Origin of the sequence: Helcococcus ovis (genome assembly GCF_004524775.2) — a bacterium.
Classification (GTDB): domain Bacteria; phylum Bacillota; class Clostridia; order Tissierellales; family Peptoniphilaceae; genus Helcococcus; species Helcococcus ovis.
Genome location: NZ_CP119081.1, coordinates 1,209,545 through 1,226,855 on the forward strand (window position 1 = coordinate 1,209,545; position 17,311 = coordinate 1,226,855).

At 25.9% G+C, this 17,311-nt stretch carries 18 protein-coding genes; 1 reads left to right on the forward strand and 17 read right to left on the reverse strand.

Annotation, left to right across the window (positions count from 1 at the left end; all coding sequences use genetic code 11):
* Positions 1-106 precede the first annotated feature (106 nt).
* The 10 genes from EQF90_RS05640 to EQF90_RS05685 form a co-directional block, all read right to left on the reverse strand.
* Positions 107-985, reverse strand: coding sequence for a helix-turn-helix domain-containing protein (locus EQF90_RS05640; RefSeq protein ID WP_134711871.1), 879 nt, complete (start codon positions 983-985; stop codon positions 107-109).
* Between the two features lie 71 nt (positions 986-1,056).
* Positions 1,057-2,607: an efflux RND transporter periplasmic adaptor subunit gene (locus EQF90_RS05645; protein ID WP_134711872.1), complete on the reverse strand. Its 1,551-nt coding sequence runs from the start codon at positions 2,605-2,607 to the stop codon at positions 1,057-1,059.
* On the reverse strand, positions 2,607-4,817 hold the full coding sequence (locus EQF90_RS05650; protein WP_134711873.1) for a peptidase domain-containing ABC transporter: 2,211 nt from the start codon (positions 4,815-4,817) through the stop codon (positions 2,607-2,609). Before EQF90_RS05650 ends, EQF90_RS05645 begins: the two co-directional genes overlap by 1 nt.
* A 468-nt stretch (positions 4,818-5,285) precedes the next feature.
* The gene (locus EQF90_RS05655; protein WP_134711875.1) at positions 5,286-5,480 is read right to left on the reverse strand and encodes a hypothetical protein; all 195 of its coding nucleotides are present in this window, start codon (positions 5,478-5,480) and stop codon (positions 5,286-5,288) included.
* A 14-nt stretch (positions 5,481-5,494) separates the two neighbouring features.
* Positions 5,495-5,671: a class IIb bacteriocin, lactobin A/cerein 7B family gene (locus tag EQF90_RS05660; RefSeq protein ID WP_134711876.1), complete on the reverse strand. Its 177-nt coding sequence runs from the start codon at positions 5,669-5,671 to the stop codon at positions 5,495-5,497.
* 110 nt (positions 5,672-5,781) lie between these two features.
* On the reverse strand, positions 5,782-6,243 hold the full coding sequence (locus tag EQF90_RS05665) for a hypothetical protein (protein ID WP_134711877.1): 462 nt from the start codon (positions 6,241-6,243) through the stop codon (positions 5,782-5,784).
* 377 nt (positions 6,244-6,620) lie between these two features.
* A complete protein-coding gene (locus EQF90_RS05670; RefSeq protein WP_134711878.1) occupies positions 6,621-7,169 on the reverse strand; it encodes a signal peptidase II in 549 nt (182 codons plus the stop codon).
* The gene (locus EQF90_RS05675; protein ID WP_167604110.1) at positions 7,157-7,333 is read right to left on the reverse strand and encodes a hypothetical protein; all 177 of its coding nucleotides are present in this window, start codon (positions 7,331-7,333) and stop codon (positions 7,157-7,159) included. The genes EQF90_RS05670 and EQF90_RS05675 overlap by 13 nt, the downstream gene beginning before the upstream one ends.
* Before the next feature lie 35 nt (positions 7,334-7,368).
* Entirely contained in the window at positions 7,369-7,530 is a 162-nt protein-coding gene (locus EQF90_RS05680; protein ID WP_134711879.1) for a class IIb bacteriocin, lactobin A/cerein 7B family, read from the reverse strand.
* A 705-nt stretch (positions 7,531-8,235) separates the two neighbouring features.
* Entirely contained in the window at positions 8,236-8,790 is a 555-nt protein-coding gene (locus tag EQF90_RS05685; protein WP_134711880.1) for a hypothetical protein, read from the reverse strand.
* A 361-nt stretch (positions 8,791-9,151) separates the two neighbouring features.
* Between EQF90_RS05685 and ucpA the strand changes: the two genes are divergently transcribed.
* Positions 9,152-9,949 (forward strand): SDR family oxidoreductase UcpA, encoded by a 798-nt coding sequence (gene ucpA, locus EQF90_RS05690; RefSeq protein ID WP_134711881.1) that lies wholly within the window; start codon positions 9,152-9,154, stop codon positions 9,947-9,949.
* A gap of 843 nt (positions 9,950-10,792) precedes the next feature.
* On the opposite strand, the gene EQF90_RS05695 is transcribed toward ucpA, so the two are convergent.
* Genes EQF90_RS05695 through EQF90_RS05725 form a run of 7 tightly spaced genes read right to left on the reverse strand, consistent with a single transcriptional unit; the run spans position 10,793 to position 17,268 of the window.
* Positions 10,793-12,997, reverse strand: a complete 2,205-nt coding sequence (locus EQF90_RS05695; protein ID WP_134711882.1) for an ATP-dependent helicase — start codon at positions 12,995-12,997, stop codon at positions 10,793-10,795.
* Positions 12,990-14,009, reverse strand: a complete 1,020-nt coding sequence (gene tsaD / locus EQF90_RS05700; protein WP_134711883.1) for a tRNA (adenosine(37)-N6)-threonylcarbamoyltransferase complex transferase subunit TsaD — start codon at positions 14,007-14,009, stop codon at positions 12,990-12,992. Before tsaD ends, EQF90_RS05695 begins: the two co-directional genes overlap by 8 nt.
* The gene (gene rimI, locus EQF90_RS05705) at positions 14,006-14,449 is read right to left on the reverse strand and encodes a ribosomal protein S18-alanine N-acetyltransferase (protein ID WP_134711884.1); all 444 of its coding nucleotides are present in this window, start codon (positions 14,447-14,449) and stop codon (positions 14,006-14,008) included. The genes tsaD and rimI overlap by 4 nt, the downstream gene beginning before the upstream one ends.
* Positions 14,450-14,458: 9 nt before the next feature.
* Positions 14,459-15,139: a tRNA (adenosine(37)-N6)-threonylcarbamoyltransferase complex dimerization subunit type 1 TsaB gene (gene tsaB / locus EQF90_RS05710; protein WP_134711885.1), complete on the reverse strand. Its 681-nt coding sequence runs from the start codon at positions 15,137-15,139 to the stop codon at positions 14,459-14,461.
* Positions 15,120-15,581 (reverse strand): tRNA (adenosine(37)-N6)-threonylcarbamoyltransferase complex ATPase subunit type 1 TsaE, encoded by a 462-nt coding sequence (tsaE, locus tag EQF90_RS05715; RefSeq protein WP_134711886.1) that lies wholly within the window; start codon positions 15,579-15,581, stop codon positions 15,120-15,122. The genes tsaB and tsaE overlap by 20 nt, the downstream gene beginning before the upstream one ends.
* Positions 15,578-16,579, reverse strand: a complete 1,002-nt coding sequence (locus EQF90_RS05720; RefSeq protein WP_134711887.1) for an aromatic acid exporter family protein — start codon at positions 16,577-16,579, stop codon at positions 15,578-15,580. Before EQF90_RS05720 ends, tsaE begins: the two co-directional genes overlap by 4 nt.
* Positions 16,580-16,590: 11 nt before the next feature.
* Entirely contained in the window at positions 16,591-17,268 is a 678-nt protein-coding gene (locus EQF90_RS05725) for a YczE/YyaS/YitT family protein (RefSeq protein ID WP_134711888.1), read from the reverse strand.
* Positions 17,269-17,311: the final 43 nt, after the last annotated feature.

Sequence of the window (17,311 nt, forward strand, 5' to 3'; positions counted from 1 at the left end):
CCACTTTTGCCCTTTGGGTATTTGTCAAATAATCTTAAATTTAATTCCAACTTTTTGTATTTGCCTTATTATTTGATTTTGAAACAACTTTTTATTTTTTTTATTATTAAATACCATGTTTCTTAAATATTATTTTTTTCAAATTTAATTTATTAAACAAATCACATGCTGAAATTGCATTATCTAAGGATTTAGCTGCATTTTGTTTATCATTCATTTTATCATAAACCTGATATTTCAGATAATAAAAATAAGGTAAATAATCACGGTATGAATATTTGTTCATCTTGCATATACAATCTTCGATTTCATTTATACATTCTAAGAATTTATTTTTGTTTAATTGAATTATTATATAATTTAATTTTATAGAAAAATATGTGTTTGAAATAGGTATAACATTTTTATTACAAAAATATATTATATCTTGATATTTTTTTTTATTTTTTTTAATTTCAAAACAAATTGCTATCTCCTTTAGACATCTAAATTCCAATATTGAATATTTAAAATTTAAATAATTATCTAAATTAAAATTTTTGTTACTTGTGGTTAATACTTCTAAAAATAATTTATATGCTAAATCTATATTTTTTTCTTTAGATCTTAAATAATAAACTCCTTTTATAAAATTATAATATTGAATAATATACAAATTTTTATTTAAAAATTTTTCAAAAATTTTTAAATCATCTAATAAATCGTTATATTCCATATCTACCAATTTATTTTCAATAATATTCATTTTTTCCATAATTTCATCATCAACATAATGCATGTAATCATTATATTTTTGAATTAAGTCTTTCTTATAAACAGCTGATAAAGCAATTAAATTATCTATAGATATTTTTGTATTTCCATCTTCCAGCCTAGATAAAGTCTTTCTATTCATATATGCTAACTTTGCAGCTTCGGTTATTGATAGATTGTTTTGCATTCTTAAATTTTTTATATATATTCTAAAATTCTGTTCTTCCATCATAAAACACTCCCTTTAGTACTATATAATTATATAATAATTTATTTCAATTATAACATCAATCATTATCGTTATTAATCAAAAAAATTTAATTTATTAAGAATATATAACAAAATATTTTTTTGCTCCAAAATTATGTTAGATTTAACAAACATGCCATTTATAAGTTTAATATTTTTACTTATTAAATCTTCGTTTTTAAAATTGACTCTTATTAAATAATAAGATTTTCCAGAATTTTTATCAAATTTTACATCTTTTGATACATAATTTATTTCCCCCTCAAAATATCCATATTCCTGTGATGGATATGACGGAATCTCCAATTTTATGTTTTGTGAATTATTAATTTTACCTATATCTTTATTTTCAACATAAATTTCAGCAAAAAATTCCCCTGAATTTTCAGATAATATTCTACATATATTTGCTCCTTGCGTTACAAAACTTCCTTCTTTTAATTCTTGATTAATATAAATATATCCTGATGATTTTGCTTTTATAATATACTTTTCTTTTTCTTTATTATATTGTTCTAATTGTATATTATTCTCCTTATTTTTATTTTCATATGATAAAATCTCTTGTGATATATTTTTTAATTCGCTTAATTTACTAATTTCCTTTAAATCTTTTCTTTCAGAATTATCTATCTGATTTATTTGTTCACTTAATAATATTTTTCTTGAATTTAATGAGTCATTTTTATTTTCTAAAATTTTTATTTGTTCTTCAATAGCTGCAATTTGTTCAATTTTTAAATTTTTTAATAAAATTTCTTTTTCATTTTTTATATTTTTGATATTTTCATTTAAACTATTTATTTTTTTATCTATCTCATAAATATTGTCATTGTTCTCTAAATTTAACTTTTGATTTTCTAAACTTTTAATTTCATCATTTAATAAAGAAATTTTATTATCAAAATTAATTTTATTTGAGTTATAATTTGATAAATACCTATTTACAATACTATAGTAATAAATTTGCGATTTATCAAATTTATTAACTCCATTTTCTATATTTTTCTGCACTTTTCTTAAATTTGTTATTTCAAAATTATTTTTTTCATTTTCATTTTTAAGAGTATTTACTTCAGATTTATGTTGAGATTTAGTATTTTCAACACTATTATCTTTATTATTTTTTATACTTAGTTCCAATAACTTCTTTTTATTAATAAATTCATCATAATATTTATTATTTTTATACTCGTCTAATGAATTTATATCTCCATTTAAATATTTTTCATAGGCTTTTAATATTTCCAATCTCTTTTCGATATCATCTCCTATACTTTTTCTATCATTAATATTTTTATCAATAGAAGATGAATCTAATGCAATTAAAACATTTCCTTTTTTTACATATTTTCCTTCTGACATATCAACTTTAACAACTTTTCCACTTATTTCACTACTTAACTCTGTTTGCTCAACACTACTTCTAAAAATTCCATTTGCCTTTACAACTACATCTATTTTTAAGAAATACATCCATCCAAATGCTATTAAAATCATAAGCAATACGAAATAAATAAAATATATTAGAAAAGGATTTGGTTTTGAATTATAAACCTCTGTACTATCTGACATTTTATCCATATCAATTATTATAGGTTTCATTATAAATCCTCCTCTCTTCCTTCAAGCTCTAAAGACTGTTGTTTAGATAATTCAGAATATTTTCCACCAAGTTTTATTAGTTCTTCATGAGTTCCTCTCTCAATTATTTTTCCTTTTTCAAATACATATATCATATCACTATCTTTTATAGTGCTTAATCTATGAGCAATAAAAATTGTTGTAATATCTTTTGCAAACTCATGAATTGTCCTATCCAGTGCTTTTTCTGTAATAGAATCTAGATTACTTGTAGCCTCATCTAAAATTAATATATCAGGATTTTTTAACATAGCTCTAGCTATTGCAAGTCTTTGCCTTTGTCCTCCAGATAAATTAGAGCCATTTTCTTCAAGTCTAGTTTCATATCTAAGTGGTAACTCATTTATAAAATCATGAGCTTGTGCCATTTTTGATGCCTTATATATATCTTCTAATGTATAAGTGTCTAATCCTAATGCAAGGTTTTCTAAAATACTTCCACTGAATAAAAATGTTTCTTGTGGTATATAGGCTATTTTTTCTCTTAATTTTTCTAACTGTATATCCTTTATATTATTTCCATTTATTAAAATATCTCCTGATTCAGACTCATATAAATTTAATAATAATTTAGACAAAGTAGTTTTTCCTGAACCACTTTCTCCAACAAATGCAATCTTTTGTCCTTTTTTAATATCAATATTTATATTTTCTAATACTAACTTTCTTGTGCCATATCTAAAATTAACATTTTTTATTTCTATATCTCCAGATAAACTATCAGGTTTTAACTTTTTATATTCTTTTTCTGTTTTTTCAGCTTCCAAATCTAATATTTCCCCAAGTCTATCAGCAGCAACTACAGCAGTTTGCATTTGTGGTTGTAGATTAACTAAATTTTTCACAGGATCTAAAAAATATACTAAAAGTGAGTTAAATGTAATCAATGAACCTATTGTCATTTCCCCATTAATTACACTAATTCCTCCAACCCAAATAATAACAACTCCACCTATTAATTCAACAAATGTTTTTAATGATGTTTGAAAATTACTTACCCAGCTTAAGTTAAATACACTTTTTAATAACTTAATAAATTTAGTTTCTGTTTCTTGCTTAACTTTTCTTTCAGAATTATATGCTTTTACAGTTTGAATACCATTTAACGACTCTACCATATACGATGTAAGCTGTGCATTATCTTCCATCTGATTTCTGTTTAATTTTTCATACCATTTATTAAATAGAACTACAATAATAACATATAAAATAATCATAATTATAGTAATGAAAAATAGCTTAGAATTTTGATTAAATAATATAATAGCTCCGGCAATAGCCATCAAGGTATCAATCATAATTGTAAGGGTAGCTCCGGATATTGCATCTCTTACTTTTCCCGCATCATTAAACCTGGATATAATTTCCCCTACCTTTCTAGTTCCAAAAAAGTTCATAGGTAAATCAATTACATGTCTGTAGTATCCTAAGAGTAATGCTATATCTAATTTTTGACTTAAATATAATAATAAATGTGTCCTAAAAGTATTTAATAATACCTTAAATATATTTAGCAAAATAACACCTATAGATAATGTCATAAGTGTTTTATATAATGCATTCGGTAATACATTATCTAACAATTCTTTAAAATAAAAAGCTCCTAATATACCTAAAAATGTATATATAAGTGATGCAATAAAAATATTAAAAATTAAGGCTTTTTGTGGTATTAACAAGCTAAAAAATCTCGAAAATAATCCTTTTGTTTCATCTCCCTTTTTAAAATTTTCACTTTTTACAAGTAATATTAAAACGCCAGTCCATTGATATTTAGGTGGTTTCCCATTTTCATAAACCTCACCAAAAAATTCTTCCGGTCTAAGTTTAACTATACCACTACCAGGGTCTGCAATTATTACTTGTTTTTTTGTTATTTTGTGAATAACAACATAATGCAGTAAACTTCCATTTACTACTACATGAGCAATACATGGGAGTGGAAACTCTGTAAAGAAAGCTTCTTTATTTCCTTTAACTCCCTTAGCACTAAAACCTAATTGTTCAGCTGCTTTTATAATTCCATATGCATTTGTACCTTGTTTATCAGTGCCTGCAACTTCTCTTATTTTTGTAATTCCAATTTTATATCCATTTTGTTTACTGATTGTTGCCAAACATGCTGCTCCACAATCAGTTATATCATGTTGTTTAATACAGTAATATTTCATTCATAATCTCCCGGAAATAAAATAGCCCTCACCAAAGTAGGGGCTATATTTTAGTAAAAAGTTGACTTAATATGAATATTTTATAAACCAATATCTGCGTCAATTTTCTTGTGATACTTCAAATATGATATAGCTGATAATTCTAATTATACTGCCCATAAAAATATAGCATATTATCCATTTGAATTACTAATAAACTATCTAAAAAACAATATAAAATTAAATACTTACTTGTTTTTTTTGTATTTGTTAATTAATAACAAGACAATTGTTGCGAATAATGGAGGAACCAAAAAACTAAAATCTGTCATAATAACGCTAAATCCTAAAAGTGAAATAATTTTAAATACTATAATATTAATCACAAATAACGAAATAAATAGCAATACAATTTTAAAAACTCTAAGTATTTCTGTTTTCATTTATTTTCCTCTACAAGTATGCTGAATTGTAATTGTAAATTATTTTTTAATTTATTTTTGACCAAATCCAATCACCAACTTTTTTCACTGCTTTACCAGATACATAAACAGTTGTGGCTGTTCCAGCAACAATTCCTACAGCCTTTGTAATTCCCCAAGCTAAAGCTAAAGCACCAGATATGGATCCACCTTCTATCTCTATTAATTCAAAGTTGTTTAAATCTTGAAAATTCTTATTCATCTCTACCTCTCTTCCTAGTTTGTTGCTAATGCACCAAATCCTAACGCTACACCTGCTGACAATGCATGACCAACTAAAACTTTAGTTCCCCAAATTGTAAATAAAACCGGTCCGAAAAAACCGCCATCTATTTCCATCATTTCATTATCTTCAAGAGCATTAAAAACTCCCATATTCAAATTCATTTCCATAATATTCCTTCCTTTTTTTATATTTTATATATTTTATATTAAACAATAAATTATGTCGACCTAATCTATTGAGTTTAATACCATAATAAATTTTTATTTATATTGAAGTTTTATACTTTTTCAACCTCAACATATATGTCTATTTCTACTTTTTCTAACTCATCTATCGTTTTTATTTTACTAAAATCTGTTATTGTTACTGTATATACTGGTGTTTTTTGTATAAATCCATTTTCTTCAATATAATTTTTTAGTTTATTAAATGCATCTTGACTTTTATTTGGATTTCCTACCATTTTATATTTTAGTGCATTTTCTAAAGTAAACTCTTCGATAAAATTATAGTTATCTCTTACATCTATTTTTCTATCTACCGAAACAAATACTTCCATATCTATAATCGAACTATCAAATAAATATACAGTAGAAAATTTATGCCCTATCTCTTGTAAGTTATTTTTTTTTATGTAATTTTGTAATTCTAATATTTTATTATTAAAATCATCAACTGTCATTTTTGCCCTAAAACTCAAAACATTAGTTGCCTGAAATTTTTGATTTTCTAAAATCATATGTCTTTACTTTAATTTAAATTTGTTGTCACATATATTCTGATTCATTAAATATGGAATAAATATAATTTTTTTATTTTATAATTGTATGATAGATGATTATTTTTCTTTTGTCAATACTTGGGATGGTACTTGTTTGTCCCATTTTAAATTTTATGATATCTATTTTTTTGTATTATAATAGCCTCACTTTTATATGAGGCTATTATGTATAAATTATTATTTATTTTATAATTTATATATTTGCAAAAACTTTTCTAAAATATATCCAAACTTATATAAAATAACGCAATTATTAATCACCAACTATCTTAATATAATTAGACTGTGATTTTATAAATTTCTTCATTGATTAAATCAAAATATATCTCTTTAATCTATCTTTTTACAAAAATATTCTTCAAAAATTTAAAATATCCTTTATAACTTAGACTTTCTATTTCCTCTAAATTTGTCTTTTTTATTTCATATCTATACAAAAATAAAATAATTCCCATTATTCCTCCTATATATAAATATATATCCTTTACATCAATAATATATCTAAAGAATAAAATAAAATCTAAGCTTCCACCCCAAAATATTTTATCGAATAAAGAGCATATTGTAGCTGCAATTACAAGAATCATACAAAATTTTATTGAGAAATTTAACGCATTATTCTTCAGTATGTATATATAATATGTTGTTAAAAATAATAATATAATAAAATTTATCAAAATTAAAATTTCTATACTTAAATTCAAATTTAAGTCATGATTAAACATAGACATATATTTTTTATTTAAATAAACATAAAACCCTAAATTCTCATTAAATATATTAAATTTCACATCATAAAAAAATTTATTTATAATAATTTTTGTCAATTGTTCAAAAAAAACTAAAACTATTATAATTAAACTGCTTTTCTTTATTTTCTCCATAATCTACTAATCGGTTGCCAAATATAAGGATAAAAGACATCTCTACCAAACTGATTTCCCCACTCCCATGGACTAATCTTTCCAAAATCAATTTTAATATCTAATCCTCCTCCATTAATAATTTGCTTTTCATCTTTAGTTAATTCTATAAATTCTTTTTCCATTTTATTTAAATCCTTCTAAAATTTATTTCTTAAATTTATTTGTATCCTTTTTCGCTATCTTTTGCTGCACAACCTCGTACTCCACCTAAAATAAAAGACCCAACAACAATAAATCCAATCACAACTCCTACACCAATTCCTCCATCTACATCTAATAATTCATTTTCTTTTAATTCTACAAACTTATTATTTTCCATTATATTAATTTCCTTTCAATTATATTTTTATATTAAGCAATTAATCATGTCGACCTGAACAACTGCATTTAATACCATAATAAAATTTTATAAATGTTGTAGTTTTAATTTTTTCTTTCAACCTCAACATATATGTCTATTTCTACTTTTTCTAACTCATCTATCGTTTTTATTTTACTTAAATCTGTTATTGTTACTGTATATACTGGTGTTTTTTGTATAAATCCGTTTTCTTCAATATAATTTTTTAGTTTATTTTCTAAAATTAATACTTAATTAAAATTTATAATTTAATATATACTATGTTAAATTATTATTTTTTTATTGTCAATAATTAGGCTGGTACTAGTTTGCCCCATTTATTTTTTATTATTCGGTTTATTTTAACTTTTATACATTATTTTTACTTGTATTTATATGTTATGTTATTATATAAGCTATTTTGTATTATAGAATTCTACAATAAATATCCATAGGGCATAGGTAGTGTTGGTGGATTAATTCACATTGTCAAAAAGCTTTGAAAAACTTTAAACGAAACAAAGATTGAAATGGTAAAAAACTTATTTTTTCTTGTATGAATACAAAAGAGAATTAGAATTTTTACACTCTAATTCTCTCTATGTGTTACTTTAATTATTTACCAACTCTACTTGTGTTTTATGAACATTTAACCAATAGCAAATATAATCAACAAATTCTTACTTATTGTTTTTCTCCAAATATTGTATTTGAAATTTCTAAAATAAATCCTTGCGGATCTCTAATCTGTATAGAAATCCATAATCCTTTTTCTTTTTCTAATATTGCTTTATGTTCTTTTTTAGTTAATAAATCAGAATTTTTATCAATTAAAATCTCTGTTACTCTCGGAATTCTATTATTTACTAAAGGTATCTTAAATAAAGATTTATCATCTATATTTTTTTTATATTTAATCTCTCCATTATTTAAACTATCGCTGGATATATTTATATCTGCATATACATTTTGATTTTCCGTATTAAAAGTTATATCATCTTTTTGTTCAATTCTAATTTTTAATTTATATGAATTATCATCCATATAATCTATCATGGCAACTATATTAGAATACTGTTTATCTTTAAGAGTTCCTTCAGCAAATAATGATTTTTTTTCTATTTTTTTTATCTCTGTATCTTTTATATTTTTAGTATTTATTTCTTTAACATCATTATTACCACATGATACAAATATTAAGGACAAAAATATAAATAAAATAAGCTTATGTTTTTTCATATTCGCTCTCCCCTAAAATATTACATATTAATTTTTAATTATAATGATTTATTTATACTATAATAAAATAATATAAATATCATGTCAACGTTTTCTAAATTTTTATAATAAAGTACTAAACCCATATATTTTATTCCCATTGAAAATTATTATTTATAAAATCTAAAAAAATGCTAAATTATAAGGAATATAAAATGATAGTCATTGCGACCAACAATAATCTCATAAATTAATTTTTAAAACTTGTATTAAAATTATTCTTACTAACTTGAATAAACGTTTACAAATAATGTTTTAAGTACTATAATATACGTGAATGTTCCTACTTACACTAAATATAAAAATTTGAGGGGGGATTTTAATGAAAAAATTAGAAGGTAAGGTTGCACTAATAACCGGTGCTGCATTAGGTTTAGGTGAAGGAATTGCACAGGTATATGCGAAATATGGTGCAAAATTAATAATGGTTGACTTAGATCCGATTGTCGAAGAAACAGCCGAAAAAATCAGAGAAACATACAATACAGAAATAGTTACATATATAGGAAACGTTGCTGATAAAGCTCAAATGATTGAAGCAGCTAAAAATGGGGTTGAAAAATTTGGAAAATTGGATATAGCATGCTGTAATGCAGGAGTATGTAGATTAGCTCCATTTGAAGAATTTACTGACGAAATGAGAGATTTTCATATCGATGTAAATATTAAAGGTGTATGGAACACATGCCAAGCAGTTATTCCATATATGTTAAAACAAGGAAAAGGGGCAATAGTTATAGCCTCCTCTGTAACAGGAGATATCGTTGCAGACGCAGGTGAAGCAGCGTATGCCATGACAAAATCAGCATTAGTTGGATTAACAAAATGTTTAGCGATAGAATATGCAAACAGAAATATAAGAGTTAACTGCTCACAATTGGGTTATGCAAGAACTCCCATGGTTGAAAAAATGGCTGTTGAATCAAATCCTGAAAATCCAGAAGCAGCAATTAATGATATAGCAGTAGGCGTACCAATGAAACGTTTAGCTAGACCTACAGAAGTTGGTGAATTATTTGCATTCTTAGGTAGTGACGAGGCCTCATATATAACCGGAGAACAAATTGTAATTGATGGAGGTGCAACACTTCCTGAAACAATGTCAATCGGCACAAATTAAAATTGGTAAATTTTTTATAAAAAAGAGAATTACTAAAGGTAGCATTTTAATTGAAATTAGTACTAGCTTTTTTCTATATCCAAAGTTAGATAGGCCATAAAAAGTATAAAAAACAATAATTCGCCCTAGCTTTTTTTATATTCAAAATTAGCTAGGGCTATTTTTATCTACATTTTTTCATTGTGCCCCCTGCTTTTTTCCATATCCGAAATTTGCTAGGGCTATACTTCAATTTTCCAACAAAATTCGGCCCATCCTTTTTTCCATATCCGAAATTTGCTAGGGCTATTCTTCAATTTTCCAACAAAATTCGACCCCTTCTTTTTTCAATATCCGAAATTTGCTAGGGCTATTCTTCAATTTTCCAACAAAATTCGACCCCTGCTTTTTTCAATATCCGAAATTTGCTAGGGCTATTCTTCAATTTTCCAACAAAATTCGACCCCTTCTTTTTTCAATATCCGAAATTTGCTAGGGCTATTCTTCAATTTTCCAACAAAATTCGACCCCTGCTTTTTTCAATATCCGAAATTTGCTAGGGCTATACTTCAATTTTCCAACAAAATTTGGCCCCTCCTTTTTTCCATATCCGAAATTTGCTAGGGCTATACTTCAATTTTCCAACAAAATTTCACCTCAGCTTTTTACCACTTTCTTATTTCCTTAAAACCACCTATTACTTCATTATTTAAATTAAATCCCAACTTTTCTACGTTTCTATCTTTTTATAGGGCATTTACAAAATAAAATTAGAGAAAAATATAATACAAAATATATAGCTAATTCTTTCTTCTAAAAATTCAAAAGGAATTACGTAAAGCAATATATTTTTGTAATTTTGTTTTATATTTTTTTTAATCTCGCTAATTTAGCATTTAATCTTTTTAGTCCGTTATTATCAAAGCTTACTAAAAGTTCGTCGCCATCATGTTTTGGAGTCACAGATATAACCATTCCATTTCCAAATTTTTTATGAGATACTTTATCTCCAATATTAAAATTCATATTTAATGAATCATCAAATTGTTGTTTTTTGTCCAAAACTTCTCGTTTAATTCGCTCTCTTTTTTCTTCAAATGTTCCATAAAAGTTAGCATAATTAAAGCCTTTTGGTTGATCATCAAAAGATTTTGGGGTTTCTTCGTCTAAATGAGATTTTATTTCATCAATAAATCTGGATTTTTTAGAATATTGAGATCTGCCAAATACCATTCTTGTTGAGGCTGATGAAATAAATAGACGTTCTTTGGCTCTGGTAATTGCTACATAGGCAAGTCTTCTTTCCTCTTCTAATCCACCTTCTTCTACTGTTCTTAAACTTGGAAATATCCCCTCTTCCATACCGCTTAAAAATACTACATCATATTCAAGCCCTTTAGCTGCATGAATGGTCATTAAACTCACTCCGTCTTCATCATTGGTTTTATCAATATCTGAAAGCAAGTTAACACTTTGTAAGTAATCGTGTAATTTAGCAGACTGATTTTTACTTTCAAATTCAGCAACGGCGGTTGCAAGTTGAGAGATATTTTCTATTCTGGCTCTATCCTCTATTTTTATAGAAGATTCCAACATTTTCTTATATCCGGTTTTTACATAAACATCTTCAACTAAATCCGTTATCAAATAATCATCGACTAGATTTATAAATGACAACATTTCATCAGCAAAACTTCTCAATTTTGTAACAGATGCTTTTGAAATCTCTTTTTCTAACTGTTCAGAATAAATTGCATCAAAGATGCTTTGATTTGTTTTCTTTGCAAAAATATCTAATTTAGAAATTGTAGTAGCTCCTATTCCTCTTTTAGGAATGTTTACTATCCTCTTAAATGACAAGTCATCATCAGGATTTGCTATAAATGCCAAATACGAAAGTATATCTTTAACTTCACGTCTATCATAGAATTTAAGCCCACCGACAACTTTATTAGGTATGCGTTCAGCCATCAATTTTTCTTCCAACACACGAGATTGGGAGTTAGTTCTATAAAGTATCGCCATATCTTTATAGTTATATCCGGCACTATACATTTGATGTATTTTCATTACAATATCATCCGCTTCATCATATTCGGATGAAGAATTTCTATATACTATGCTGTGCCCATCATGATTTTCAGACCATAATATTTTCTCTTTTCTCTCAGTATTATTTTTAATTAAATCATTAGCCGTATTCAAAATATTTTTTGTAGATCTGTAATTTTGCTCCAATAATATAACCGAAGCATTTTTAAAATCTTTTTCAAAATTAAGAATATTTGTAATATCTGCCCCTCTCCATGAATAAATGGATTGGTCACTATCGCCTACAACGCAAATATTTTGATACTTTCCGGCAAATAATTTAATCAGTTCATACTGAGATTTATTTGTGTCTTGATATTCATCTACAAATACATACTTAAATTTTTCAGCATAATAATCTCTTGTTTCTTGATCTTTTTTTAGTAAACTGACAGTTTTTAGAATTAAGTCATCAAAATCCAAAGCATTATTTGATTTTTTTCTTCTTTCATAAATCTTATAAATTTCTCCAATATTACGCTGTCTTTCGTATATTGCTTTATCAATGACTTCTTCCGGCGTTTTAAATTTATTTTTATAATCTGAAATAGCCGAAATAATTGAATTTATCGGATTATATTTTTCATCAATATTTAATTCCTTCATTATTTCTTTAATTAAAGCTTTTGTTTCTGAGGTATCATAAATGCTAAAATTACTTTTGTAGCCTATTTTATCAATATTTCTTCTTAAAATTCTCGAACAAATGCTATGAAATGTACCAATCCACATATGGCTAATGTCCTTGCTCAACTCTTTTCCAATTCTTTCTTTCATTTCATTAGCAGCTTTATTTGTAAATGTGAATGCTAAAATATTAAATTCACTAATATTTTTTTCTTCTATTAAATATGCTATTTTTCTGGTAAGAACGGTAGTCTTTCCTGAACCGGCTCCGGCAACTATCAAAATAGGTCCATTAGTTGTAAGAACAGCTTCTTTTTGTCTATCGTTTAAATTTTTAAGTAAATTAGTCATTGTTCTCCTTTTCTAAACCTAAATTCGGAATTACATTAACTCTTAAATTATCAGCACCATATTTTAGATAATTATAATATCCCGCAGATGCAATCATTGCCGCATTATCAGTACATAATTTTAATGATGGATAATATAATTTAACATTCATTTCAGATAGTTGTGATTTTAAATTTTCTCTTAAGTCTTTATTTGCCGCAACCCCACCTGATAACACAAATTTATCTCTTCGAGTTTCTCTTAAAAGTCTTAGCGATTTTTCAACTAAAACATCATTAACAGCTTTTTGAAAACTTGCTGCAACATCATAAGGATTTATATCATTTCCTGCCATTTTTTCTTGATTTAAATAATTTAAGACAGAGGTTTTTAATCCACTAAAACTAAAATCGTAAGAATCTTTTTCTAACATTACTCTTGGAAAAAATATTGCATCCTTATTACCTTTATAGCTTGCATTTTGTATAGCAGGTCCTCCGGGATATCCAAATCCCAAAGCTCTTGAAACCTTGTCAAAACTCTCTCCCGCTGCATCATCTCTAGTCTTTCCTATAACTTTATAATCTGTATATGATAACACATCTACTAAATAAGTGTGCCCTCCTGAAACAACTAAAGAAATAAACGGCGGCTCTAAATCAGGAAATTCTAAATAATTGGCACAAATATGCCCTTGCATATGATTCACACCGATTAAAGGTTTATCGAGTGCTAAGGATAATCCTTTCGCATATGAAATACCTACCAATAATGCTCCTACTAAACCGGGGCCTTTTGTAACCGCAATCAAATCAATATCTTCAAATCCTAATTTTGCTTCTTCCAAAGCTTGCTTTGCAACATAACTAATCGCTTTAATATGCTCTCTTGATGCAATTTCCGGTACAACTCCACCATATACCTTATGAGTATCTATTTGAGTAAAAATCACATTTGATAAAATTTTTCTTCCATCTTCAATTATTGAAATACTTGTTTCATCGCATGATGACTCGATTCCCATAATTCTCATAATTCTTCCTTTCTATCTCTTTGCATAATATATGCATCTTGTCCATCAGTGTAATAATTTTTTCTGGTATTAATAATTTCTAATCCAAATTTTTTATATAGATTTATAGCAGCGATATTGTCAGTTCTTACTTCTAAATAAATTAATTGTTTTTTATTTATTCTCTTTAACAACTCTTGCATTATTTCACTGGCATAGCCTTTTTTTCTATATTTTGTATCAATAACAAAATGATTTATATTTACTTCATCTAGATACTCACTATAAAACATATATCCAACTAAAATGCCGTCAATACACAGCCCGATTGATTTAGTAAATTCATTTTCCATTTCCAAGAAAAACCCTTCTAATGGCCAAGGATTTTGAAAATCTTTTTCCATTTCTACTAAAAAATCTATGTATTTTTCATCTATTTCTACAAATTCTCTATTACTCAAAACTTCCTCTTATTTATTAATCAAATTAACTTCTGCTTGAGATTTTCTCAAGTAATTTGGTGCAATATCAAAATAACTTTCAATTTCTCCAGATTTAAACCTTTGCTTTGCAATTACACATAAATTTCTCCCTATTGCATTATTTAAACTGGCAGGTGCTAAAACTACCTTTTCGCTATTTTTAAGTATATCCGGCAATTTTCCAATAGCTTCACCAACAATGGTTATTTTTTCATTTTCTTCAACAATTTGCATTAACTTATTTTCTTGAATTATGTCTTCAAAATAACAAACTAATTTTCCATTAACATATTGATAAAGTCCGGTAAAATATCTCTTTCCTCTAGCATCTATAATAGATAATATTTTATTATCATTTAATATTGAAAATGCCATAGCTTCTAATGTTGAAATTCCTATAATTGGCTTATCAAAAACTTGAGCCATTGCTTTTATTGAAGCAACCCCAATTCTCAATCCTGTAAATGAACCCGGTCCTTTAGCAACAGCATAAACATCAATTTCGGATAAATTAATCTTCAAATCTTCAAGCATTCTTTTAACTAATGGTACAAGCATTTCTGAATGAGTTTCTTCTTGACTAATACTAAAATCTCCAATTATTCTATTATCTTCCATGATAGTTATTGATGACATCATAGTTGATGTATCAATCGCCAAAATCTTCATTTAATTTTTCTCCAATTTCTTTAGCTCTAATATTATTTTCTTCTATATAAATAATTCTCTTATTCAATCCTATTTCTATTGAAATTTCAATCATATCTTCAGGTAGATAATATTCCCCTTTTTCCGCCCATTCAATAAAAGTAATGCCCTCAGGATAGAAATAATTTTCAAAATCTATTTGTTCCAATTCTTCCGGATCTTCCAATCTATATAAATCCATATGATAAATTTTTTGTTGTCCCTCATATATATTTACGATAGAAAATGTTGGAGATGTAACATAATCCTCAACACCTAATTCCTTTGCAACAAATTGAACCAGTGTAGTTTTACCTGCTCCCAAATCACCTTTTAAGGATATGACATCCCCAAATTTTAATTCTTTTGCTAATTTTTTTCCAAAATTTTCTAATTCTCTTAAATCTTTTATTTCTCTTTTCATAACTTCCTATTTTTAAAAATATATTTTTCTCTCAAAAATTCTATTAAGTCTTTCATTATAACATATAAAATTGCCCTATTTTCAAATTCATTTCTTGTTTTAGGCAAATCATTACTCTTAAATTCACTAATTAACAATTTAGCTTTAGTAATCAATCCAACAACAGTATTTTGCTCATCAAAATCATCAATAATTTCTAAAATAAACTCTGAAATTACATGTGTTTGTTCAAAATTTGAATCTAATCTTTTTGACTCAAAATATATTTTAGTCAAAATATTTATCTGTTTTTTTCTCATCTGTAAATATTCTATATCATAAACATCATTGTTAAATAGCGTATTTTCAAAATTTCTAATAGTTTTAATTTCTAAATCGTTTATAAATTCATTTATAATTTTAATTTCTTTATCTATATACATTTGATATATTTCTCGATCAATAACTTTACTATTTATCATATATGACTGTTTTAATAAATCAGATATATAAAGCAGTAACTTTTTGACATGATTATCTAATTTATTTCTATCAGTATTACTATCTTTTTTAGTTATTGGAATTATTAAGTTTACAGCAATCGCCATTGTTAAACCAATTAAATAGATAGCTAATTCATTAATTATGAAATTAAATTCGGTACTCATCTTCACATAAAAATGGCCTGCCATAACAACATTTGGTGCAAGTCCAACAGAGATATTAAAAAAAGAATTCAGTATCGCAAATACAAATACAAATAACCCAAATGAATACAAATTATACCCTATGAAATTAAAAAATATTAATATCAAAGCCAACATCAAAAAAAATCCAAATACTCTTTTTATAGCAATAACTATTGTTTGTTTTTTTGTTATTTGAATTGAAAGTAAAGTTATCACTCCTGCTGTAATTGAATTTTCCAGATTAAAAAATTGAGAAAATATTATAGATAAACTGAAGGCGATTGCTATTTGTACATTTAATATTAAATCAAACTTCTTAAATCTTTCCATATTTCCTCAATCTAAATTGTTTTTTCTTCCAATTCATCTAACATATCTTTTTTATTTTCAGGTAATAAGCCCCATTTTTTGAAATAGGGATATTGAAACTTCATAGAAACTCCCAATATTGGAGAAAAAATCACCAACGCAATAATGGTTCCTTCCCTTATTATATATTGAGAATTAAATATAAATGACAACAGCAAGCACATCACAACCGCAAAAACGTCAAATGCCCATCTATACTTGAGAAAATCTCCATGGGTTCTTAATGCTAAAGCATCTAAAAATCCTTCAAGAGCTGTATAAACTACATTTATGTTCATAATAGCTCCTACCGCAAATCCGCATATAGCCGTAGCTAAAACAAATAATAATACTCTATTAAAATATGATGTTACTTCAAAAGTAAATACATTATAATAAAAAATATTAATTACATATCCCAATACAAATATTACAACTAATTGTAAATACTGTAATTTATTAAACTTTTTCCCTAAAAGCAATATCTGTAATAAAATACACATGCCGTTTATAATAATAGTTATAGTGCCGACTTTTATGAGTGAAATATTAGATAATGTCGTAGACAATGCATCATACGGTCCTAATCCTATTCCTGCTTTTATCGACAATGCAATTGCCATCCCTATAACACAAATACAAACTAACATAGCTAAAAATCTTTTAAACATCTATCTCTCCTATCTATTAAATTATATCAAAAAAGAAATTGTA

What these genes read in the sequence shown, in the direction of transcription:
- EQF90_RS05640 (WP_134711871.1), bottom strand. Translation starts at nt 985, where the DNA reads ATGATGGAAGAACAGAATTTTAGAATATATATAAAAAATTTAAGAATG.
- EQF90_RS05645 (WP_134711872.1), bottom strand. Translation starts at nt 2,607, where the DNA reads ATGAAACCTATAATAATTGATATGGATAAAATGTCAGATAGTACAGAG.
- EQF90_RS05650 (WP_134711873.1), bottom strand. Translation starts at nt 4,817, where the DNA reads ATGAAATATTACTGTATTAAACAACATGATATAACTGATTGTGGAGCA.
- EQF90_RS05655 (WP_134711875.1), bottom strand. Translation starts at nt 5,480, where the DNA reads ATGAATAAGAATTTTCAAGATTTAAACAACTTTGAATTAATAGAGATA.
- EQF90_RS05660 (WP_134711876.1), bottom strand. Translation starts at nt 5,671, where the DNA reads ATGGAAATGAATTTGAATATGGGAGTTTTTAATGCTCTTGAAGATAAT.
- EQF90_RS05665 (WP_134711877.1), bottom strand. Translation starts at nt 6,243, where the DNA reads ATGATTTTAGAAAATCAAAAATTTCAGGCAACTAATGTTTTGAGTTTT.
- EQF90_RS05670 (WP_134711878.1), bottom strand. Translation starts at nt 7,169, where the DNA reads ATGGAGAAAATAAAGAAAAGCAGTTTAATTATAATAGTTTTAGTTTTT.
- EQF90_RS05675 (WP_167604110.1), bottom strand. Translation starts at nt 7,333, where the DNA reads ATGGAAAAAGAATTTATAGAATTAACTAAAGATGAAAAGCAAATTATT.
- EQF90_RS05680 (WP_134711879.1), bottom strand. Translation starts at nt 7,530, where the DNA reads ATGGAAAATAATAAGTTTGTAGAATTAAAAGAAAATGAATTATTAGAT.
- EQF90_RS05685 (WP_134711880.1), bottom strand. Translation starts at nt 8,790, where the DNA reads ATGAAAAAACATAAGCTTATTTTATTTATATTTTTGTCCTTAATATTT.
- ucpA (WP_134711881.1), top strand. Translation starts at nt 9,152, where the DNA reads ATGAAAAAATTAGAAGGTAAGGTTGCACTAATAACCGGTGCTGCATTA.
- EQF90_RS05695 (WP_134711882.1), bottom strand. Translation starts at nt 12,997, where the DNA reads ATGACTAATTTACTTAAAAATTTAAACGATAGACAAAAAGAAGCTGTT.
- tsaD (WP_134711883.1), bottom strand. Translation starts at nt 14,009, where the DNA reads ATGAGAATTATGGGAATCGAGTCATCATGCGATGAAACAAGTATTTCA.
- tsaB (WP_134711885.1), bottom strand. Translation starts at nt 15,139, where the DNA reads ATGAAGATTTTGGCGATTGATACATCAACTATGATGTCATCAATAACT.
- tsaE (WP_134711886.1), bottom strand. Translation starts at nt 15,581, where the DNA reads ATGAAAAGAGAAATAAAAGATTTAAGAGAATTAGAAAATTTTGGAAAA.
- EQF90_RS05720 (WP_134711887.1), bottom strand. Translation starts at nt 16,579, where the DNA reads ATGGAAAGATTTAAGAAGTTTGATTTAATATTAAATGTACAAATAGCA.
- EQF90_RS05725 (WP_134711888.1), bottom strand. Translation starts at nt 17,268, where the DNA reads ATGTTTAAAAGATTTTTAGCTATGTTAGTTTGTATTTGTGTTATAGGG.